General features: G+C 63.3%; 17 protein-coding genes and 1 pseudogene. 8 read left to right on the forward strand and 10 right to left on the reverse strand.

Annotated features, from left to right (window positions below; all coding sequences use genetic code 11):
• Nucleotides 1-114: 114 nt before the first annotated feature.
• The 6 genes and pseudogenes from ureB to QO034_RS17020 all read left to right on the forward strand — a co-directional run.
• A pseudogene (gene ureB, locus QO034_RS16995) lies at nt 115-207 on the forward strand (urease subunit beta); the annotation flags it as partial.
• Nucleotides 208-282: 75 nt separating this feature from the next.
• Nucleotides 283-1,104 carry a cyclase family protein gene (locus QO034_RS17000; protein ID WP_284486726.1) on the forward strand — a complete coding sequence of 274 codons (822 nt, stop codon included), beginning with the start codon at nt 283-285 and terminating at the stop codon, nt 1,102-1,104.
• A complete protein-coding gene (locus tag QO034_RS17005; protein WP_284486727.1) occupies nt 1,104-1,499 on the forward strand; it encodes a carboxymuconolactone decarboxylase family protein in 396 nt (131 codons plus the stop codon). The genes QO034_RS17000 and QO034_RS17005 overlap by 1 nt, the downstream gene beginning before the upstream one ends.
• 684 nt (nt 1,500-2,183) lie before the next feature.
• The gene (locus QO034_RS17010) at nt 2,184-2,408 is read left to right on the forward strand and encodes a DUF1127 domain-containing protein (RefSeq protein ID WP_284486728.1); all 225 of its coding nucleotides are present in this window, start codon (nt 2,184-2,186) and stop codon (nt 2,406-2,408) included.
• Between the two features lie 89 nt (nt 2,409-2,497).
• Nucleotides 2,498-2,755 (forward strand): P-loop NTPase family protein, encoded by a 258-nt coding sequence (locus tag QO034_RS17015; protein ID WP_407696779.1) that lies wholly within the window; start codon nt 2,498-2,500, stop codon nt 2,753-2,755.
• Between the two features lie 98 nt (nt 2,756-2,853).
• Nucleotides 2,854-4,356 (forward strand): caspase family protein, encoded by a 1,503-nt coding sequence (locus tag QO034_RS17020; RefSeq protein WP_284486729.1) that lies wholly within the window; start codon nt 2,854-2,856, stop codon nt 4,354-4,356.
• A gap of 21 nt (nt 4,357-4,377) precedes the next feature.
• Here the strand turns inward: QO034_RS17020 and QO034_RS17025 are convergent, their stop codons facing one another.
• Nucleotides 4,378-5,220, reverse strand: a complete 843-nt coding sequence (locus QO034_RS17025) for a M15 family metallopeptidase (protein ID WP_284486730.1) — start codon at nt 5,218-5,220, stop codon at nt 4,378-4,380.
• A 188-nt stretch (nt 5,221-5,408) separates the two neighbouring features.
• Here QO034_RS17025 and QO034_RS17030 point away from each other — a divergent pair, with 188 nt between their 5' ends.
• Nucleotides 5,409-5,984 (forward strand): OmpA family protein, encoded by a 576-nt coding sequence (locus QO034_RS17030; protein WP_284486731.1) that lies wholly within the window; start codon nt 5,409-5,411, stop codon nt 5,982-5,984.
• A 46-nt stretch (nt 5,985-6,030) separates the two neighbouring features.
• The gene (locus QO034_RS17035; RefSeq protein WP_284486732.1) at nt 6,031-8,220 is read left to right on the forward strand and encodes a serine/threonine protein kinase; all 2,190 of its coding nucleotides are present in this window, start codon (nt 6,031-6,033) and stop codon (nt 8,218-8,220) included.
• Nucleotides 8,221-8,241: 21 nt separating this feature from the next.
• On the opposite strand, the gene QO034_RS17040 is transcribed toward QO034_RS17035, so the two are convergent.
• Genes QO034_RS17040 through QO034_RS17080 form a run of 9 tightly spaced genes read right to left on the reverse strand, consistent with a single transcriptional unit; the run spans nt 8,242 to nt 20,545 of the window.
• Nucleotides 8,242-8,964, reverse strand: a complete 723-nt coding sequence (locus tag QO034_RS17040) for a PP2C family protein-serine/threonine phosphatase (RefSeq protein ID WP_284486733.1) — start codon at nt 8,962-8,964, stop codon at nt 8,242-8,244.
• Nucleotides 8,961-9,641 (reverse strand): type VI secretion system-associated protein TagF, encoded by a 681-nt coding sequence (tagF, locus tag QO034_RS17045; RefSeq protein WP_284486734.1) that lies wholly within the window; start codon nt 9,639-9,641, stop codon nt 8,961-8,963. The genes QO034_RS17040 and tagF overlap by 4 nt, the downstream gene beginning before the upstream one ends.
• Nucleotides 9,641-13,210, reverse strand: a complete 3,570-nt coding sequence (tssM, locus tag QO034_RS17050; RefSeq protein WP_284486735.1) for a type VI secretion system membrane subunit TssM — start codon at nt 13,208-13,210, stop codon at nt 9,641-9,643. Before tssM ends, tagF begins: the two co-directional genes overlap by 1 nt.
• Nucleotides 13,207-14,601 (reverse strand): type VI secretion system protein TssL, long form, encoded by a 1,395-nt coding sequence (tssL, locus tag QO034_RS17055; RefSeq protein WP_284486736.1) that lies wholly within the window; start codon nt 14,599-14,601, stop codon nt 13,207-13,209. The genes tssM and tssL overlap by 4 nt, the downstream gene beginning before the upstream one ends.
• Nucleotides 14,602-14,633: 32 nt before the next feature.
• On the reverse strand, nt 14,634-15,974 hold the full coding sequence (gene tssK, locus QO034_RS17060; RefSeq protein ID WP_284486737.1) for a type VI secretion system baseplate subunit TssK: 1,341 nt from the start codon (nt 15,972-15,974) through the stop codon (nt 14,634-14,636).
• Nucleotides 15,975-15,988: 14 nt separating this feature from the next.
• Entirely contained in the window at nt 15,989-17,437 is a 1,449-nt protein-coding gene (gene tagH, locus QO034_RS17065; RefSeq protein WP_284486738.1) for a type VI secretion system-associated FHA domain protein TagH, read from the reverse strand.
• An 8-nt stretch (nt 17,438-17,445) separates the two neighbouring features.
• Complete coding sequence (locus QO034_RS17070) at nt 17,446-17,748, reverse strand: PAAR domain-containing protein (RefSeq protein WP_284486739.1); 303 nt, start codon at nt 17,746-17,748, stop codon at nt 17,446-17,448.
• Complete coding sequence (locus QO034_RS17075) at nt 17,745-18,356, reverse strand: DUF6931 family protein (protein WP_284486740.1); 612 nt, start codon at nt 18,354-18,356, stop codon at nt 17,745-17,747. Before QO034_RS17075 ends, QO034_RS17070 begins: the two co-directional genes overlap by 4 nt.
• An 8-nt stretch (nt 18,357-18,364) precedes the next feature.
• Nucleotides 18,365-20,545 carry a type VI secretion system Vgr family protein gene (locus QO034_RS17080; RefSeq protein WP_284486741.1) on the reverse strand — a complete coding sequence of 727 codons (2,181 nt, stop codon included), beginning with the start codon at nt 20,543-20,545 and terminating at the stop codon, nt 18,365-18,367.
• Nucleotides 20,546-20,552 lie beyond the last annotated feature (7 nt).

The following is a 20,552-nucleotide window of genomic DNA, read 5'->3' on the forward strand; positions in this document are numbered from 1 at the left end:
GCCGGAAATACTCCGGGGTTTGGGGCGGAGCCCCAAGTCACACGGAGCCCAGCTAGAGGCGCAGGCTGGGCAGGCCGATGCCTGTCGCCTCGAACCCGCCATCGGCGGCCAGGACCTGGCCAGCGGCGCAAGGTGCGGCTGATCCCGCTGACCGGCGCCCGGAGGGTGTTCGGGTTCGAGCAGGAGGTCATGGGAAAACTGGATTGAGATTTTTGCGATCGTGCTAGGCTGATCCAGGGCGTCTCCGCCCGAAGCCGGAAATCCAGACCAGGGAGAAACAAGATGTGTGACATTTGCGTGATGAATGCGGTGAAAGACAGGATGCTGTCGCGCCGGTCCTTTTTTACCGCCGGCGCAGCAGCGGCTGTGGCGGGAACGGCGGCAACGCTCGGGCGCACCAGCCCCGCGATGGCCGCGGGGCATGGCGGCGTGGTGGACATGACCCACAACTATGATGCCGCTTTCCCGACCTATTTCGGGGTGCCGGGGATCGAGATGGAACAGCAGTTCAATTTCGCCGACAACGGCTTCAACCTTTTCAAGGTGATGGTGAACGAACACACGGGAACCCATGTGGACGCGCCGCTGCATTTTTCCGCCGACGGGATGTCGGTGGACGAAATTCCGGTGAGCAATCTGGTCTGTCCGCTGGCGGTGATCGACATTGCCGCCCGTGCGGCAGAGGACGCCGATACCCAGGTCACGCCCGACGACCTGAAGGCCTGGATCGCCACCAACGGGGACATTCCCGACGGAGCCTGCGTGGCGATGCATTCAGGCTGGGACCACAAGGCCGTCGGAGAAGGGTTCCGCAACGCCGACACCGAAGGAAAGATGCATTTCCCCGGTTTCCACGTCGAGGCGGCGCAGATGCTGATCGAGGACACCGGCGCGGTCGCGATCGCCGTCGACACGCTGTCGCTGGACCATGGGCCGTCAGCCGATTTCGCCACCCATTACGCCTGGCTGCCGACAAACCGCTATGGCATCGAATGCCTGAAGGGCCTGGACCAGATGCCGGCGACCGGCGCGACACTGGTGGTGGGCGCGCCTGCCCACCGCGGCGGATCGGGCGGGCCGGCCCGCATCTTCGGGATGATCTGATGGGAACGGTTCCGCTCTTGTCGGACGAGGAGGTCAGCGCCGAGGCGCTGGCCGTCTTCGAGGAAATCCGCGCGCTGCGGCGGACGGATTTCATCAACAATTTCTGGCGTGCGCTGGCGCATGACCCAGCACTGCTGCGCGCCACTTGGGACCGTCTCAAGGTGGTGATGGCGCCCGGTGCGCTGGACCCGCTGGTCAAGGAAATGATCTATGTCGCGGTCTCGACCGCCAATGGCTGTTCCTATTGCGTGCATTCGCACACAGCGGCGGCGCGCGCCAAGGGGATGACGCCCGAGATGCATGGCGAGTTGCTCGCCGTGATCGGCATGGCGACCCAGACCAACGCGCTGGTCACCGGTCTGCAGACGCCGGTGGACGAGGCGTTTCGGGCGTGACGACACTTTGAATGCATCACGCCGAGGGCAGCCCCCGCCCACGGAGCGGTCGGGGGCTGCCCGGCGGTGCCGCCGGGCGGGGCGCCTGATTAGCGCATCGGGTTCCAAGCCGATTCTGGACGGGCGATAGCAAAACCAGCCCCGCATTTTGCCAATAGCCAGAACAAGCTCGATTGCAGGCGGAATGACTATTGCAATGATGGTCAGCCAAAACTCGATAAGTGCCATTGGATGTCCTCCTTTGGTTTGCCGCGAATCGGGGAGCGGCGGGACATCCTTTCCAATAGTCACATCTTTCGGTTCTTTGTGGTTCTTTTCTTCTCCGATTACCCGACCTACTGATTACAAATCAGTTGTATAGCAACTACGACCTCCCGGTGAATCCGCCATCGGAAGAACTTTGTCCGCCTCCGGCTTCCGATTTTCTGAAACACTTTATGATCCAAGGACTGTCCCATCCCCCCTATCGCCCGCGCCGATGGCGAACTTCTGACCTGTCGGCCTGCGGAGGCCCTGCCAATGGCACAACGCTATTTCCTGTTCTGAAAGAAATACTCGCAATCGATGTTCAGCCAGCCTTGCACCAGACGCACAGCGGATATTCTGCGGCCGCGCTGGTTTATGCTGCACGTGCAGCATACCTTGTCCATGACAGAAAACAGAATCTCATAGGCAAGGTTTCAGATGGCACATACATCCACTCATAACGACGCGCATTTCTCTATCTTCGGCGCGATTCAGAACGTCTTTTCCACCATCGGCAGTGCATTCGTGATGATGGCGCAATCGGATTCGCGGATGCGGCAGATCGAAGCGCTGAACGCGCTGAGCGATGCCGAACTGGCCGAGCGCGGCCTGCGCCGCGACGAGATCGCGCGCTACGTCTTCAACGACGTGTTCTGGGTCTGAACCCCGACCGGGGGCGGCCATGACCGCTCCCGGCCTCATCGCGCGGACCTAATCATGGCTACGCGCGCCGGCCCGACGCCATCGGCGTCGTGCGGCTGGACCCCGAATTCCCGGTCGCGGCGATCACCAGGTCCGACCTGCCGATCATCAACAAGACCAATCTGGCCCCACATGTCGGCGCCTCGCTCCGGGTGATGGAGCGGGACGCGACGCAGATGCGCGGGGCGCGCCCCTTCGTCTTTGCCGATCTCAAGGCCAGGGATGGCGTGGCGGCCATCGTCGATCACGTCCGCGCCCTGGGCGGCCTGGCGACGCCGGAACCGAAAGTGTCCGCAAGCGCCGGCTGACGGCAGCGCAGGCCCGATCGGTAACGAATATCTGACCTGTCAATTCCGTCGGCGTCGGCTATGGTGAGCCAAGAAATTAACCAGTTGGAAAGACTGAGATGCGCGTTGCGGTCCGGATCCTGTTGCTGAGTATCTTCTGCCTGTGGTCGGGAGCCGTTCTGGCCGCGACGGAACGGGTCGCATTGGTGCTCGGCCTGGGCGCCTATCAGACCATCGAACAGCTCGACAATACCCGCAACGACGCCCGCGCGATCGCGGAGTCGTTGGAAGGTATCGGTTTTGACGTGACCCTGTCGCTGGATGCCACCGGTGAGGAATTGCGCCAGTTGCTTGACGATTTCTCGTTCCGTTCCGAAGTCGCAGACCTTGCGCTGATCTATTTCGCCGGACACGGGGTCGAAGCGCAGGGCGAGAATTTTCTCATTCCCATCGATGCGAAGATCACGTCGAACCGGGATATCCAGCGGCAATCGATCTCGCTGAAACAGGTTCTCGCCTCGGTCGAACGGGCCCGCAAGATGCGGATCGTCATCCTGGACAGTTGCCGCGACAACCCGCTGGGGGATTCGATCGACCTGGCCCAATCGTTGTCCAATGGCGCCCAATCCGAGGCCGGCGGCACGCGGGGCGGCGGCGGTCTTGCCGCAGCGAAGCCCGACCGGGGCACACTGGTCGCCTTTGCCGCCAAGGATGGCCAGGTCGCGCTGGACGGCACCGGGGAAAACAGCCCCTACGCCCGCGCGCTGATCGAGAAGATGGTGGAGCCCGGACTTGAAATCAGCCTGATGTTCCGCCAGGTCCGCGACAAGGTCCTCCAGGAGACCAACAACCTTCAGGAACCGCATACCTACGGGTCGCTGACCGGGGTGCCGTTCTATCTGGCCGGCGCGGCCGAAGGGCAGAAGGACATTTCCGGCGGCGTCGGCCAGGCCGCCTGGGCGTCGATCCGCCCGGACCAGGAAGAGCAGCTCCTGGCGCTGGCCGATCTGGGCGACACCCGGTCGATGCTCGGGCTGGCCTACATGCGGCTCAATCCGAACGAAGGCCGGTTCGACCCGGTGCAGGCAGTGGCCTTTCTGGAAAAGGCATCGGCGGCGGGCTCTCCGGAGGCACAGTTCGAACTGGCCAAGATCTATGAACGCGGCACCGGCGTGCCCGTGGACGAGCCCCGCGCGCTGGAACTCTACCGGGCCGCCGCCGATCAGGATTTCGCGGATGCGATCAATGATCTCGGTTTTCTCTACTACCAGGGCGGGCTTGGCCTGCCGTCGGATCCGGAAAAGGCGCTGGACCTGTTCGAACGCGCCGCCGACCTGCGCCATCCGCAGGCGCTGTTCAACTTCGCAGCGCTGATCGACGACGGGTTGATCGCGTCCAAGGGACCGGCGGACGCGGCGGATTACCTCTATGCGGCGCTGCGTTCCGGAAGCCGGGACGTTCTGGACCTGCTCAGCGCCCGGCCCAAGATGTTCAGCCCGCAGACCCGCCGCGCCTTGCAGTCCACCCTGAAGAAATTCGACTTCTACGACGGCGCGATCGACGGTGAATTCGGTCCGAACACGATCAAGTCGATCCGGCTGGCTTATGGCCTGAAGGAATAGCCGCGCGGCCGTCCGGACCGATCAGAGCAATCCCTGTTCAAGCCATTCCTCGAGCTGGCGGCGGCTGATCTCGAAATGCATGCTGTCTTCGCGGTTGAACCCTGCGCCCCAGACCCATCCTTCGGCATGGAAGAAATCGGCGAGGATAGTCAGGCCAAGCTGGGTCTTGCCGTCGGTAAAGTTGTCGAGATGTCCGTCGATGTTGAGATCGACAGCCAGTCCGTAGGCATGGGTGGACAGGCTGTTCACAGTGCCGCGGATACGGCGCACGCAAAGCGAGCCGGACGTGGCAATCCGGTCGTAGAGATCGGGGTCCGCACTGCGCACCGCCTCGAAAACACGCTTGAGCGAGTCGACCGCAGGACGCAGCATGTTCACCCGGATCGGCCCGACGTCTTCCAGAACCAGCCTGCTCTTCAGCTCTGGATTGGTCATCGGCTCGCAATCGTCGCTCAGGGATTCGCGCGGGCGGCCCAGCTTTTCCTCGAGATACTTTGGACCCGCGACATTCAGCCCGCGGTTCACGTTGCGCCGGTCGGCGATCAGGACCACCTGCGCGTAGGCATCGATGATATCGTTCGGACCGCTGCTGCGGAATACCGCATCCTCGTCTTCCGGGCTGGGAGGCGCCATCTGCGTCGAGCCCGCGCCGGACGACAGCCGGGCGACTTCGTTTTCCAGGGCATCGAGTCGAATTTGCAGGTCCTCGACCTGCTGGCGCAGCATCTCGATCTCGATCCGCGCCCCGGAATCCACGGCGGACCCCTGGAAATCCTCCTCCGACAGCAGGTAGTTCAGACCGACCCAGAGAACCGGGGCCAGGACCAGCGCGACGGCGATGATGATAGCTGGAAGAAAGCGCATCCGCCCCCCTTTTGGATTGTCCGCCAATTCAGCCTGCTTGGAGGTCACGAGTAAAGGATTTCTTAACACAAACCTACGAAGAAACAGAAGAAATCCGCCTGCGGCAAAGTTGTAAAACCGTTGTCGGCGCCCCACGCGTCGTATAACATGGCGACACAAACATCTGAACTCCTAGCAAAGGACGAACCATGGTCCGTCTCTCCCGATATTTTACCACGACATTGATCGCGGGACTTGCCTTTGCCGTTCCGTCGGCTATCGCGGCGCAGTCTTCGTCCGGCGAAATGAGCGCCGAGGAAATCACCGAAGCCTTTCAGAAACAGAAGACCCGTGGCCTGGTCATCGTGCCCGTTGCGCCGCAAGACAGCAGCGCCGAAACCGCCACCGTCGCCCCGACGGCGGCCAAGGAATACAGCGCCGTCGAACGCGAGGATCAGGTCAACGTCCAGATCTCGTTCGATTTCGACAGCGCCGCCTTGCGCAACGACCAGAAACCCAAGCTGGCGACGCTGTGCGAAGTGATGAAGACCGTCGATGTCGCGGTGTTCCAGATCGTCGGTCATACCGACAGTTCGGGATCCGCCGACTACAACGAACGGCTGTCGCTGCTGCGCGCAGAGGAGGTCAAGCACTTTCTCGTGTCCGATTGCGGGATCGAAGACAGCCGGCTGGAAGCGATCGGCATGGGCGAGAATGTCCCCTACGACACCGAGAACCCCCGGTCGGAAGTGAACCGGCGGGTCGAATTCCAGGCGCTGGGATAGGGTCGCTGTCCACCCTTTGCACAGCTGGTGACGCGAGGGGCGCGGCATGATCGAATCGCGCCCCAATGATGCGTTTCAACCCGGCGACGTGTTGAACAACACCTACCGGATCGAAGCCCTGCTGGGACGGGGGGGAACGTCCGATGTCTACAAGGCCCGCAGCGAAATCTCGGGCCGGCTGGCCGCGCTGAAGGTGCTGAAATCGGAATTTTCCGGCAACGACGACTATCTCGTTCTGCTCACCCGCGAAGAGGAAATTCGCGAAATCCGGCATGACGCCGTGGTGCGCTACTCTGAAAATCACCGCACCTCCGACGGGCTGGTCTATCTGGTCATGGACTATGTCGAGGGACCGGGACTCGACAAGAAGCTGAAACAGGGGCCGATGCCGGCGAGCGACCTGCTGACCATCTGCCGCCGCGTCACCGAAGGGCTGGACGCCGCCCATCGCCGCAACATCGTGCATCGCGATCTGAGCCCGGACAACATCATCCTGCGCGGCAACGATCCGGCGCAGGCCGTGATCATCGATTTCGGCATCGCCAAGGATACCAATCCCGGCGCCGAAACCATCGTGGGCAACGAATTCGCGGGGAAATACGCCTATGCCGCGCCCGAGCAACTGAGCGGGCAGACCGATGCGCGATCCGATATCTATTCGCTCGGGGCGCTGCTGCTGGCCAACTTCCGCGGAGCGCCGCCGGATGTCGGCAAGAACCCGATGGAAGTGGTGCGAAAGAAAGGCGAACCGCTGGACACCGAAGACGTTCCGGAGCCGCTTAAGTCGCTGATCGACCGGATGACGGCTCCGGTTCCGGACGATCGGTTTCAGACCGCGGCCGAAGTTCTCGCCTTTCTGAGCAAGCCGACCGATGCGGCGCCCGACATCGACCCGGACGCCACGCTGATCGTTCCGCCCCCGCGCAAACCCGAAGCCAGACCGGATATCGGCCCGGAACCGACCCCCTCAAAACCGCCCGCCGCGCCCGCCCCGGTTGCGCCGCCGACGGACACCGTCGGACGGTCGCGCGGCGGCATGGTCGCGGCGCTGATCGGCCTGGTGGTCGTTCTTGGCGGAGTGGGCGGCTATTTCACGGGCGCGTTCGACAGGTTTCTGGGTCCGCGCTACCCGGTCGCCGAACCCTACAGCCTGGTGATCGAAAAGACGGCGGACTCCGCCCCCTCCGCAACCGGTAGCGTGCCGTCCGAACAGGTCGAAGCGGCTCTGAGCGGCCTGATGTCCAGCCAGTCGGGCACGTCACGGCTTACCCTGGCGTCCGGTGACATTTCCGACAGTTGGGGCGCCGACGTTCTGGCCACCCTGGACCAGCTGGCACCCTTGGAGGAATGGCGGCTCTTGCTTGACGGCAACAGCGCATGGATCACCGGCACTACCACGGACGCCGCACTTCATGACCGCCTGAGCAGCGCCTTCGCGAGCGGCCTGCCCGGCGCGCTGGACGGCACCGCCGAGATCACGCTGCGCCAGCTTTTCCTCGCAACGGCGGAAGTCGCTCCGGTCCTGGACCGGATGGCGGATTGCGGACCGCTGGCCCTGCCCGGCGCGACGCCTGTCGGGTTCGGGCCGGACAGCGATATCGTCGTGACGGGACGCGTGGCCGACACGGTGACTCGCGTTGAACTGTTCGACGCGCTGCGGGAGATCGCCGGGCCGCGCAATGTGGTTCTGGATGTCGAGGTGCTGAACCCGACCCTGTGCCTGATCGAGACTCACTTGCCGAGCGCCCCGGCCGGCGGTATCGGTGTCGAATACACCGTCGGAGACCGGAATGAACCGAACCCCTCCGGGCGGTTCTTCGTCGGGGAAAATCCGGTCATCGACATCGTCCTGCCCGCGAATGTGGTGGACGGATATCTGACCGTCTCGATCCTTGATGTCTCCGGCAACGTGTTCCACCTGCTGCCCAACCTAAACCGGCAGGACAATTCGGTCGCGTCCCTGCGCGCCGGACGCAGCGGCGATGTGCCGGTGCGGGTCGCCTATGATCTGCAAGAAGCTGCGCAGAACGGGTTGCTGGCCTTCCGGGTCGATGACAGCGCCCTGGGCAAGAGCAAGGTGATCGTGCTGCATTCCGCAAAGCCGTTGTTCGACGGTTTGCGCCCCACTTCGGAATCGGCGGTCGGCTACGCGCGCGCGTTGCAGGACCATGTGGAATCCGATCGCGACAGCATTCTGTCCCTGGACAGCCGGATCCTCGTCACCGCCCCCCCCTGACGGCCCTCGGCCGCCGCCGAGTCAGAGCACGTCGAGCACGATCACGGTGATATTGTCGGCACCGCCGCCGGAAAGAGCCATCTGGATCAACTGGTCGGAGACCGTTTCGATCGGAAAGGCTGTCAGCGCATCGCGCAGGATCTTGAAGGTCGCGTATTTCGTCAGCCCGTCCGAACAGATCAGGAAACGGTCGCCGGCCCGAACATCTCCCCGCACCTTGTCCAGTTCGACGCTGTCCCCGACGCCGACCGCGCGGGTGATGGCGTTGGACTGCGGGTGTTGTTCGGCCTCGTCCCAGGTCATCTGGCCCGCCAGAACCAGTTCGGCGACGGCGGAGTGGTCCGTGGTCAGCATTTCGATCGCACCATCGCGAAGCCGGTAGATCCGGCTGTCCCCGGCCCACAGCGCGACGAAATGGCCGTTGGCAAGGATCAGCGCGGCGACCGTCGCGCCGATCACGCCGCGGCCGCGCGATTTGGCCTCTCCGAGAATGATCCGGTGCGCCGACCGGATCGCATCCCGCAATGCATGCATCCGGTCCGCCGGGTCCAGCCCCGGCGGGATCATGGCGATGGAATCGGCGATAAGGCGGCTGGCGAAATCGCCCGCCTCGTGCCCGCCCATGCCGTCCGACACCATCCAGATGGATTGATCCGGCAGCGCCAGGACAGCATCTTCGTTGACCTTGCGCTTCAGCCCGACATGGGTCTTGGCGTTGTAGCGGATATCGGGGCGCTCGGTCATGCCGGCTGCCCGTGATGCCAGATCGACGCCTCGGGATGAAACAGCGCCTGCATGTGCATTTCCCCCGGCAAACCGTCGCAGATCAGCAGGCGGTGGGAGTCACGGACATTGGCCGACCAGATACTGGGGCGCGCATGACGCTCTGCCAGCAATGCCGCCGCCAGATCCGGCAGCGGACCGGCGCGACCGGCGCAGGCGAGAACCAGGCCGCCGCCGACCCGGCGGAGCGGGGCTGCCTCCCCATTTTCCGGTGGCGGAATGTCTTTCAGCCGCTGTTCCAGCATATCGCGGCTCATGCCGTCGTCGAGCGCATCCAGCACCAGATCCTCCAGCGTTTCGAAAAGCGGTTCGTTGCCGAAATGATCGCGCAGGATCGGCCCCGCCGCCGGGACCGGCGCCATCAGGGTCAGCGGAAACCGCCGCCCGACCCGGTCGACCGACGGCATGACGACCCCGACGATCTTGGCCGGACCGGCCAGCCCGGCGGACAGGCCAAAACGCCAGATCGGCGCCGACATGTACCGGCTGTCCCAATCCGGGCCAAAAGCCGACTGCGCCACGAGCATCGCTTTCTGGATCCAGTCGTCCCAGATGGCGACGAAACCCGGCGGCGCGCCAAGGCGAAAGAAATCTCCGACAGAGGGCATCTTGCCGAAGGCCCCGAACCCCATATCCATCACATCGACTTCGGGCAGCTGAACTTGGTCAGCGCGGGCAAGGCAAATGGGTTGATCACCGACCCCGATTGCAGCTGGAAGATCGCGATGCGCCCGCCCACGTTGAAGATGACCCGTTTGCGGTCGGACACGTTGGTGCGGCGCACTTCCGCCGCGTCAAGCAGGCGGAACCAGCCCCAGGGGCCATCGCGCGAGAGAGTGCTTTCGGTACTCTTCCGGTCCGGTTCGAAATGGACCCGCGCCAGGCCGACGGATCCCGGCCAGGTCACGGCCACCGGATTGGTCTGGCCGCTGCGGTGTTCGAAACCGACCTGCTGGCCATCGATGTCCAGAACCACGGACTTGGCCTTGGGATCCAGCGCTTCGGGGGTGATCTGGAACTGAACCGCGGGATTGGGGCCGGATGCAAAGAAGGCATCGCGGATCTCGGCGGCGTATTGCATCTGTTCGAGCACGGCTTGGGAAATCCCCAGATCGACGTCATTGACCCGCTTCCATGTCCAGGGGCGGCTTCGGGTATCGACGTATTTCAACAGGTTTTCCGTAAAGAAGGCGTCAACCAGTCCCCCGGGGGAGAAGAGTTTCGCGAAATCCTGCATCGCCACATCCGCGCGGGACCGGCGATTGAACGGATACCGGTCGGTCAGCGCCTGTTCGCAGAACGGCAGCACATTGGCCTGCCAGCTCGCGTTGATCGAGGCGCGCGTGCCATCTGCCGTGATGCCGGACGATCCGGTGCTGATCTGCGACGCCCAGCGCTGCACCGGTCCGTCGATCCGGCTGGCGGCCTGCTGGAACTGCAGGATCGCGGCACCGCCCTCTGCGCTGCTGGCGACGCCGCTGAAGGACATCTTGTTCAGTTCCTGATAAACTTCGGTCAGAACGCCCATCAACTGATCCAGTTGCGAAGGCTGGCCATCGGGCCGTTCGACCAAACGGTGCAGCCAGGCAAACCGCTCTTCCACATAGGCCCCCGGCGCCTTGGGCGGTTCCCCGGTGTTGGTGATGGCGGCGCTTGTCAGCGCGTTCAGCAGGATCTGCGACTGCGCCGACAGGCTGGAGCGGGCTTCGATACTGGCGACCGCGCCCGCCCCTTCGGAAAGCGAACTGGTATCCAGAACCGACCGGCTTTCGGTCAGGCGGGTTTCCCTAGAAATCTCCGTCAGGATATTGACGATGGGCGATGTCGGGCCGGACAGCACGTTGGTCACTTCGACCGCGTGGGACAGGCTTTCCATCGGGATGATGTCGATGTCGCCGAGAACCGCATCATAACGCGCGATATAGTCGTTGTAGTAAAGATCCAGCACGTCCCGGCTAAGCGCCAGAAGCGCTGCTTCGGTCTGTTCCGCCTCGCCGCGTTCGCCCAGGACCCAGCTTTCGCGGGCCACCCTTTCCGCGACGCTGACAGCTTCGGGCAGGAACACATCGTTGAACCCGGTATAGGTAAAGATGCCTTCGACACCTTCGTTGAGCGGCTTGCCGGAGGATCGGACCAGCACCCGCTGCACCGCCGGACCTCCCGCATCGGTGATCCTCCACATCGGCAAGGCGACGGCCTGCGGGCTGTTGATGATCCCGTTATAGACCCGCTGGGCGAGCGGCATTTCCGACAGCAACCCCTGAACCTGGTCCACCAGCGGACCGTTCAGCGCGATGGTTTCCATCGGCTGCGACAGCAGCGCGTCGAGATGGTCGGCCAGGTCGTTGCGCAACGGTTCGCGGGCGGGGCCGGCATAGGCCAGCGACCAGTCGATCTGCATCCATTCCCGCACAAGGTCGGCGTTCATCGGCCCCTGAAGCCCCAGCATCAGGTAAATCTTCAGCGCCTCGTAGAGCAGATCCGGGTTGTTCATGTTGGCGGACATCTGTTCTTCGAGCCGCAACAGCAGACGCGGCAGAAGCCGCTGGTTCAGGGCGGACCGGTATGTCTGGGCGGCCTGGGTGCCGATCACCTCTCCCTGGTAGAGACCGTAGGTCACACGGCGTTCCGGATCGGGATCGGACAGCACGGGGTTTCCGGGCATGTCGCGCAGGACGTTCAGCGCCTCGACGACGGGCGGCAGATCGGTATCGCCGACAGGGCTGGGCGGCAGGGCAGCGGCGGCGGTCTGGTAGGCGCTCACATGGTCCTCGGCCTGGCGAATGATTTCCACATTGCCCAGGTAGCTGCGCACCCAAAGTATGCCGGTGGTCAGGGCGATCAGGACGGTCGCGGCAACGGCGACACGCCGTGCCCAGCGATACCGGCGTTCCACCTTGTCATCGGATGACACGAGACCGGCTTCGGGGAACACCACCTGTTCGAACAGGCGGGTCAGGAAGAAGGACCGGCCCGTCCCCTGCCCGGAGCCGATGGCCTGACGCCCGATTCCGAAAGTCTGGGCCATGTTCAGCATCAGACGGTCGATCGGCGTGCCTTCCTGCGTGCCGGAGGTGAAATACACCCCACGCAGCATGTGGCGCAATTCATACCGATTGTCCTGGAACACCTCGTTCAGGAAGTCGCGGGCCACGCCCCGCATCGACGCCACCTGTCCGGGAAACCCGGCGATCAGCGCGCGGCGCTGGTGGTCGGTTTCCGCCTGCATCCGTTCCAGCGACTGGGCGTTGATCTGCCCCAGCAGCAGCGCGAATTCATCGTCAAAGCCGGCCATCGGCGATTCTTCGGCCCGGCCCTGATCCAGCGGCAGGGTGAAGCCCCAGACCTGTTCGCGCTCTTCCTTTCCGAGGTTGTCGTGGAATTCGCTGAAACCCGCGATCAGGTCGGCCTTGGTGAACAGCACATAGACCGGAAAACGGACGCCGAGCTTGTCGCGCAATTCGTTCAGCCGCCGCCGCACGGCCTGGGCATGGCTCTTCTGGGTGATTTCATCCTGCAAGGACAGGTCCGACAGGCTGATCGCGATCATCGCCCCGTTGATCGGCTGGCGCTTGCGGTATTTCTTGAGCAACCCCAGGAAGCCGAGCCAGGCCGCGTTGTCCGCCGTCGCGTCGCTTTCCTGCGTCGTGTACCGCCCGGCGGTATCGATCAGGACAGCCTGGTTGGTGAACCACCAGTCGCAGTTGCGCGTGCCGCCAACGCCGCCCACCGCCGCCTTGCCGGTCTTGTCCGCGAGCGGGAATTGCAGTCCCGAATTGACGATGGCGGTGGTCTTGCCAGCCCCCGGGGGGCCGATCATCACGTACCACGGCAATTCGCTGAGATGCCGCCGACCGTTCTTGGACTTGCGCAGTTCGGCGATGGCCGACTTGAACTTGCCGCGCAATTCGCCGAGTTCCTCGCTGCTGACATCCTCGGGTCCCGTATCGACGGTTTCGGCGATCTCCTCGCCCATGTTGCGGGCCTTGCGCCGGCGCAGCCAGAAGATCAGGCCCATCAGCAAGAGGAAGAACACCCAGAGACCGGCAATGGTCAGGACGCGGCTCAGCACGCCGTCGAACGGACGCCAGGTCTCGCCGCCGATAAACGGGGCGAAATACCAGACGCAGAGCGACAGGATAATGGCCACGATCACCAGGACGGAATAGATGGTGCCGAACAGCACCCTGAAGATGCGCCGGATCATGTGCCGTCCTCCCGCACAAGCAGGACTTCGATCCGGCGGTTCCGGGCGCGGCCCTCGCGGGTCGCGTTGTCGGCGATCGGTTCCTTGTCGGCGCGGCCCTCGGCAGACAGACGGGACGGATCGGCAAGTGCTTCCGACATCCTGACCATGACCGATTTCGCCCGCGCCAGCGACAGCGCCATGTTGGACGGAAAGCGCGAAGACCGGATCGGCACGTTGTCGGAATGGCCGGCGATGATCACCGGCCCTTTCTCGTCGTTCAGGGCCTCGGCGACGCGGTCCACCGGTGCCCGGAACGCTTCGGACAGAGTGTCGGAGCCGGACCCGAACATGCCGGACCCCTTGATCCGAACGATCAGCGTGTTGCCCTTCTGGAAGACCTCGACGATGCCATCGTCGATTTCCTGCTGCAGGAAGCCTTCGACCTTCCGGAGCTGTTCTTCGGCGGTCGGGGCCAGCGGCGCGGGCGGCGGCGGCGGCGCGCGCCGCTGCAACTCGGCCACCGGGCCGCTGTCGATCACCGACAACTGTCCGACGACGCGTTCCGTCGCGGTGGACAAGGCCCAGGACAGGCCAACGAACTGAAGCGCCAGCAGACCTGCCGTGATGCCGATGGCGATCCAGACCACGCGCCAGACGGAACGGGGCTTGAACGGTTTCTGCACCCCCTCCCAGTGCGGCGACAGATCATGTTCCAGCGGGCCGCGCTGCGCCCGGATGATCCGCGCCAGCGCGCCCCTGATCTTGTGGTGCTTCTCGGGACCGCCCTGTTCGACCCGCAGGCGACCTTCAAACCCGAGCGACATGCACATGTAGAGGAATTCAAGCATGTCGATATTGGCGCCGGGTTCCTTTTCCAGCCGCGCCAACAGGTCGTAGAACCGGTCGCCGCCAACGGTTTCGCGGTGAAAGGTACCGACCATGGATTGCAGGCCCCAGCTGGACTGCCCGCCCCAGGGGGTGTTCAGCACCACGTCGTCCAGCGTCGCGCAAAGCGCATAGCGGGCGACCTTCACGTTCTGGGCCGAAATGCCGGACTGGAGGGCGCGGTTCTCGAATTCACGCACCTCGGCGACGACGCTCTGGCGCAGCTTGTCCGGGTCCATGTGCTGCGCCCGGTTGCGGATCCGACTGATCAGCGAAAACAGCGTGCTGGCGCAGGCGATCAGCGGGTTCATCCCGGTCAGGACCGGACCCTGCCGGGCCGAACCGGTTCTGGCCGGTTCGGGTGTCGCGGCACGGGTCGGCACCCCGAAGGCGTCGGCGGGCGCTGTGCCCGCCGTGGGCTGGGCCGGGGCCGCCTGCGCTTGCGTCCGCCGACCGCCGGGATTGGGCCGGATCACCGTCTTGTCGGTGTCGTCGGGTTCTGCAAAGGGGTCTTCGTCGGACATCTGTGTTTCCAGTTATCGCCGCTTCGCGGTCATCAGTTGTTACGGATCGCCCAAAGTTCCATCTTGAGGCCCGGATACTGCCCGGACACATGCACCGCGATGCCGCCCGATGTGGTCATCTTGGACCAGTAGGGGCTGGCCGCGTCCAGTTCGAAATAGACCACGCCGGAATGATAGGGGATCTGGCGCGGCGCGACCGGCATCGGGCGCAGCGTGATGCCGGGCAGTGCCGAGTTCACCAGCTGGCGGATCTCTTCCACCGGACCGATCTTGGCCTGCCCCGCGAAATGCCGCCGCACATCTTCGGCGGGAATGTCCGCATTCACGGCGAGCACGAAACCGGCATTGCCAAGCAACTTGCGGTCGGCGATGACCCCGACGCTGATCCCGTATTTGCGTTCCTCGAGCCTGATCGGAATCGCGGTCTGTTCCAGCACGGAACTGAGATACTGGCGCAGGGTCCGGATCACCGGGGCAAAACTTCCGGTCAGCGCGTCATGCTTGTAGGGCGGGAAATCCGGAGGAACCTTTTCGGTGGTCATGAACACCGACAGTTCCCCCGCCAACCCGGCGCAGACGCGGTAAAAATCCTCCGGGTGGAGGTTCTCGATCTGCGCAAGATGACGGATCACCGGGATGGCGCGGTTGATGACCGTCAGCAGCAGGAAATCGGACACCTCTGCCACGCCGCGCGCGGCGCCGCCTTCGGACAGGCGGCCGGCCAGCGCCTGCATGCGATGCGACAGCAGCCCTTCGAGTTCACGCACGAAGGCGTTCAGCGGACCGGCGGCGCGCACGTCGAGACAGCTGGGGATGAACGCCTGATCGAGAATGATTTCCTTGTCCGGGCGGACTTCGATGATGCGGGCGACCGGAATCGCCAGCCGGTCGGCCATGTCATCGACCGCCAGCGCGAACTGCAACCGCAGCTTGCCAACCCCCAGCATCACCGGCTTTTTCTGCTGCCCCATCGTGTCTGTCACTTCGACCTCGCCGGGACGCAGGCGGCTGGCGGACATCTCGGCCCCGGACAGGTCGACCTCTGTCGCGCCTTGCCGCCTCTGGGGAACCGTCAGGTAAACGACGCAATCCTTGATCGTCGTCGGCACTTCCAAAGCGGGCGGGTGATCTTCGGCCATCGGAACGCGGAACACGGTGCCGTCCTGTGTCAGGCCGGCACAGGACTTGAGGGCGAACTGTCCGACCTTGAGAACCTCGTGGTCGATTTCAAGCGCGCTGACACCCCATCCGTAGGGGCGCAGCCGGCGGGCCAGCCCGCTGACCAGCGCCTCTGTGTACCTGTCTGATTGCTGGAAATGGTGGGGTTGCAGGAACAATCCCTCCGTCCAAAGCACCTTGCTGTCCCAGGACACGTAGTTCTCCCCTTTCAGTCGGACCCGTCTTTCAGCTTGTCCAGCTGTTGCTTGTAGGCCCGCGCAAATTCGCGGCTGAACAGGTCGTGAAAATCGTTCTCGGCCTGGTCGGATATGTCGGAATAGAGTTTTTCATAGACTTCCCAGTATCGCGCCTTCTTGCCCTTCAGCAGGCCACCGATACCGCCGCTGGTTTCGATCTGGCTGGCCAATACCTTCGGATCGAGCCGGGACAGCACGCCCTTGAGCGCCGCCTCCATCCCGGTCACCATAGCCACCTCATGCGCCTTGATGTCACTCAGCGCCTGTTCGGCGGCGGATTCCGCGCTGAGATAGCCGCGCGCGCCGGGCTTCACCATCGCCTCGATCGCCTGTTCGGGGCTGATCGAGAACTTCAGGGGATTGTTGCCGCCGGCGCTGATCATGGTCTGTTCGATGCGGAATTCGCTCTTGATCGAGGTGCGGGTCATCAGGATTTCACGCAACCCCGTCACCAGCGTCTTCATCACCCGGCCCATGCGCGCCATCGTCACCGGCAGATCAGCGTCCGCAATCGCGACCTCGTCCGCGCCGACCGCCGCGAGAAAGGCCCGCGCGGCGTCGCCCTGGCTTTCCGGCGGCCCGGCACCGCCGTCCGAACCGGTGTCCATGTCCGGCCTTGCCGCGACAGGTTGGGATACCGCCATCGGCGCGGGCTCTTCGGCTTTTGCGGGCGGAGCAGGTTCCGCCTCCGGAGGATCGGGCTGCCTGGCCGGCGCCGGTGGTTCAGGGGACAGGAAATCGTCGTCCCAGTCGTCGGGGATCAGCGGCACGCCCGAAGAATCCTGTGGACGGAAACTGTCCTGCGCGGATGGGCTGTGCATGGGCTGGCTGGCACCCTCGCCCTCCCGTCCGTCGGATGGCTTGTGAAAAAACGGATCCTCGTCTTCGCCCAGAGGCGGCAGAAGATCGTCGATCGGGTCCACCGGGTTCAGTTGCGACGGGCCGGTCGGACCGGCTTCGGCCCCGAGAAGATCGTCGAGAAAATCGCCGCCTGGCTCCGGATCGTTCAACAGGTCCAGCGGATCCGGCGCCTTGTCCGCATTGCCATGCGACAGCGGGTCCTGCGCCATCGGCGGCGCGATCCGGTCGTCGAGTTCCGGCAGATCCGATCCGATCTCGACAACCAGTTCATAGGACCCAAGGGCCAGCACGTCGCCATTGTTCAGAGGCGTCGGGGTCTTTCCCAGCGGGATCTTGCTGTAGTTCAGGAAGGTTCCGTTGGTCGACAGGTCCACGATGACCACGTTTCCGTTGTGATCTTCGATCACGCAGTGGTTCTTCGACAACAGCCGGTCAGGGTCGGGCAGCACCACGTCGTTGGATGGCCCGCGCCCGAGGGTCAGACTGCCGCCCTGCATCCGGACCGGACCGGCGTTTCCCGGCACGGTTCCGGACGACTGGTATCTGATCGTAACCGGCATCGGGCGCCCTATCCTCCTACCAATACCGTGAACTCGCCCTTGAGGATCATCCCGCCGCAACCCGTGGCATCGCCCAGCCGGGATGCCGGCATCCCCGAGATGATCACCGTGGCCGACCCCATCGCGTTGGGATGCGGACCAAGGCCCGACGGATGCAGATCACCGATCCGTGCAGCCGGCAGCTTTCCGACCAGAACGGTCGGCGCGCAAGGCGGAATGATCATGGACGTTCCCGGAACCGGGCCGGCGGGAGACGGCGCGAACAGGGCGCACAGCACATTGTCGGTGATCCGGGCCTGCGGTTTGGTCATGTGCTTGCCTCCTTTTCCGGCCCGGACACGGACACCCGGCCGTTTCCGCCTTTTGCGATATCCAGAGCCCGATCGATCAGCAACTGCAAGTGTTCGTCAAACTTATCAGATAGTTCCCCCAGTGCTACCACATTCATCGCGAAAGCCGCCGCCTCCGACGCTCCGGCGGGCGCCGGATATTGCGCCAGATCCCCCGGCCCGAGCGTGCCGTCCGCGTAGAGCACGGAAATGGCGCAATTCACCGTATCGTCATCGACATAGGCATGGTCCAGGGATGCCCGCGCCGCTTCGCGGTTCTCGTCCGTGGGCTTGAAGACCCAGGCCTCGGAGGTGGTCAGGGACAGAGGATCGCGGTCCGATTTCGGCCCGATGTAGTCCCGCGCGGCCAGACAGGCCCACCACACCCGTTCGCGTGGCGGCAAAAGCACCGCCAGGAGGTGCAGCATGTCGAGCCAGGCGGATTTGGCATGCAGTTCCGCAAGCACTTCGCTGGCCGGAGCGCTGGCCGGCGCATCCAGCGGAGTCTTCAGCAGGACATTGGCCTGCGCCAGCAACTTGGCGGCCGGATCGGGCGGCAGTTTGACCAGATCTTTGAATTTCTCAGTCATCATTTCACCTAGTTGATCATGGTCAACCCACCCTTGAGGGTGAGCATGGCATCGCCCTTGACCGTGGTCATCGCCGCCTTGACCTCGGCCATCGCCTTGGCCTCGAACTTCAGCATCGTGGTCTTGATGGTGACGCTGACAGGGTCGATCGTGACGGTCGATCCACCGACCTTGAGTTCGATCTTTTGTGCCGCGGTCATGGTGATCTTGCCGGCGCTGACATCCACCGACATGTTTCCGGTCTTGACGGTCGTCGTCATGTTGCCGGTCTTCACCGTCGTCGCGTCGTTTCCGGTGATCGTCTTGGTGTGTTTGCCCTCGATGGTTTGGGTCTTGTCCTTCTTGATCTCGAGCGTCTGACTGCCGGTCTCGATCTTGACCGTTTCGTCGCCCTTCTTGATCGAGAAGTCGTGGTCGCCTTCCTTGATGACACGGGTGACGTTCTGCTTGATGACTTCGCTCAGGCTGCCGTCCTTGACGTCGGCCTTGATCTTTCCCTCAGCGTCCACAAGCTCGTGCTTGTCCAGACCGATGGTCACGGCGGACTTGTTCTTGATCAGTTCCTGGTGGTCCTTCTGCGCCTGGATGCGCATCAGTTCCGATCCCTTGAGATCGTCGAACATCAGTTCGTTATATTCATTCTCCTTGCCCTTTTTTGACGACTTGGTGCGAATGCCAAGCTGCGTCTGATGCGCCGGGAATTCATAGGCCGGTTTCTTCGGCTCGTTATACAGCATGCCAGTGCAGATCGGCCGGTCTGGATTGCCCTCCTCGAACTGGATCACGACCTCCTGCCCCATCCGGGGCAAGGCGACCATGCCATAGCCGTTGCCGGACCAGGGCGTCACGACCCGGACCCAGCAGGACGAATTCTCATCCTGCTTGCCCTTGCGGTCCCAATGGAACTGAACCTTGATACGGCCTTGGGCGTCGGTCCAGATTTCCTCGCCCTTCTTGCCGACCACGGTCGCCGTGTGCAGGCCGGAAATTTCGGGCCATTTCGTGACCTGTGGCGCGCGAAACTCGATGTCCGAAGGAATCGCCGACAGCATGCACCCATAGGCATCGTCGCTCATCCGACTTGGAAAATCCCGCCGCAAGGCGGTGGTATCCGTCACTTTGCTTCCATCCCGGACGATGTTGTCCTCCTGCACGAAATGCGTTGCCGTCACCACCAGGTATTTCTTGTTGAAAGACGCGGTTTCATGCCCCTTCAGCGCGAAAGTGTGCCCTGCGGCCAGCGCCCGGATGTTGCTGTCCCCCATGTAGACCTCGCGTTCGACCGCCAGGGACTGCAACCGGACCTTGGCGAATTGATCGCCCTGCATCTTGGAACCCTCGTAGTCGTTCTCGATGCGATGGTGGGCCGGGTAATCATAGACCTCGGATTTGGCATGGGCGTGCGTCTTGTGGGGATTGTCGAAATCCCGAAGCATGTTCGCGTCCGGTTTCATGAAGTCGAAATCCGTCAGGGACACCTTCCCGCTGGTCAGTTTCTCCATCCTCATCCAGTTTTCGGCATGTTCCTCTCCGGCAAAATATTCGCCTTCGTTCCGGAAGACGATTTCCGCGTGGCCGGGAATCGCCGAATGCGCAGAGCTTGCATCGCCGAGCACCAGTTTCTCCGCCGTCGTCGCATCGGTCGCATATTGAAAGAAGAAGTAGATGCCTTCCTCTTCCATCAGCCGGCAAAGGAAATCGTAGTCCGTTTCGCGATACTGCACGCAGTAGTTGCGTTTCTTGTAGTTCTTGTAGGTCAGCTTCTTGGTGTCGAAATCGGAAAATCCGCCATCCCGCAGAACATCCTCGATGATCTCGACCGTCGTCTTGTCCTGAAAGACGCGGTTATTCTGCCGGCGCGTGAACACCCAGAACCACGGGCGGATCTCGAGAATGTAGTTGTGCCACCCGTTCCAGAACCCGGCCGCCTCCGCGGAAACGCAGATCCCCGTGAACATGCGCTGCTTCTTGTTTTCATCCTCCATGTGGATATTCGTCCGCTGACCGACAAGCTTGCCGAGATCGACATCGTCAGCCTTCGAGAAGACAAGCACTTCGGTTTCGGTGAGTTGACTCAGCCCTTCATGGATCGAAGCCTTGCGCAGAAAGGTTTCGTCTTTCTTGAAACCGGCGCCGGTGAAATCGCCGGACAGCCAGGTTCGGGCGTTCGGGAAAGTATATTCAGCCATGAACTGT

The organism is Sedimentitalea xiamensis, assembly GCF_030164465.1.
Lineage (GTDB): Bacteria > Pseudomonadota > Alphaproteobacteria > Rhodobacterales > Rhodobacteraceae > Sedimentitalea > Sedimentitalea xiamensis.

Excerpts from the sequence above, each read along its gene's own strand:
- QO034_RS17000 (WP_284486726.1), top strand. The coding sequence starts at position 283 with ATGTGTGACATTTGCGTGATGAATGCGGTGAAAGACAGGATGCTGTCG.
- QO034_RS17005 (WP_284486727.1), top strand. The coding sequence starts at position 1,104 with ATGGGAACGGTTCCGCTCTTGTCGGACGAGGAGGTCAGCGCCGAGGCG.
- QO034_RS17010 (WP_284486728.1), top strand. The coding sequence starts at position 2,184 with ATGGCACATACATCCACTCATAACGACGCGCATTTCTCTATCTTCGGC.
- QO034_RS17020 (WP_284486729.1), top strand. The coding sequence starts at position 2,854 with ATGCGCGTTGCGGTCCGGATCCTGTTGCTGAGTATCTTCTGCCTGTGG.
- QO034_RS17025 (WP_284486730.1), bottom strand. The coding sequence starts at position 5,220 with ATGCGCTTTCTTCCAGCTATCATCATCGCCGTCGCGCTGGTCCTGGCC.
- QO034_RS17030 (WP_284486731.1), top strand. The coding sequence starts at position 5,409 with ATGGTCCGTCTCTCCCGATATTTTACCACGACATTGATCGCGGGACTT.
- QO034_RS17035 (WP_284486732.1), top strand. The coding sequence starts at position 6,031 with ATGATCGAATCGCGCCCCAATGATGCGTTTCAACCCGGCGACGTGTTG.
- QO034_RS17040 (WP_284486733.1), bottom strand. The coding sequence starts at position 8,964 with ATGACCGAGCGCCCCGATATCCGCTACAACGCCAAGACCCATGTCGGG.
- tagF (WP_284486734.1), bottom strand. The coding sequence starts at position 9,641 with ATGGATATGGGGTTCGGGGCCTTCGGCAAGATGCCCTCTGTCGGAGAT.
- tssM (WP_284486735.1), bottom strand. The coding sequence starts at position 13,210 with ATGATCCGGCGCATCTTCAGGGTGCTGTTCGGCACCATCTATTCCGTC.
- tssL (WP_284486736.1), bottom strand. The coding sequence starts at position 14,601 with ATGTCCGACGAAGACCCCTTTGCAGAACCCGACGACACCGACAAGACG.
- tagH (WP_284486738.1), bottom strand. The coding sequence starts at position 17,437 with ATGCCGGTTACGATCAGATACCAGTCGTCCGGAACCGTGCCGGGAAAC.
- QO034_RS17070 (WP_284486739.1), bottom strand. The coding sequence starts at position 17,748 with ATGACCAAACCGCAGGCCCGGATCACCGACAATGTGCTGTGCGCCCTG.
- QO034_RS17075 (WP_284486740.1), bottom strand. The coding sequence starts at position 18,356 with ATGACTGAGAAATTCAAAGATCTGGTCAAACTGCCGCCCGATCCGGCC.
- QO034_RS17080 (WP_284486741.1), bottom strand. The coding sequence starts at position 20,545 with ATGGCTGAATATACTTTCCCGAACGCCCGAACCTGGCTGTCCGGCGAT.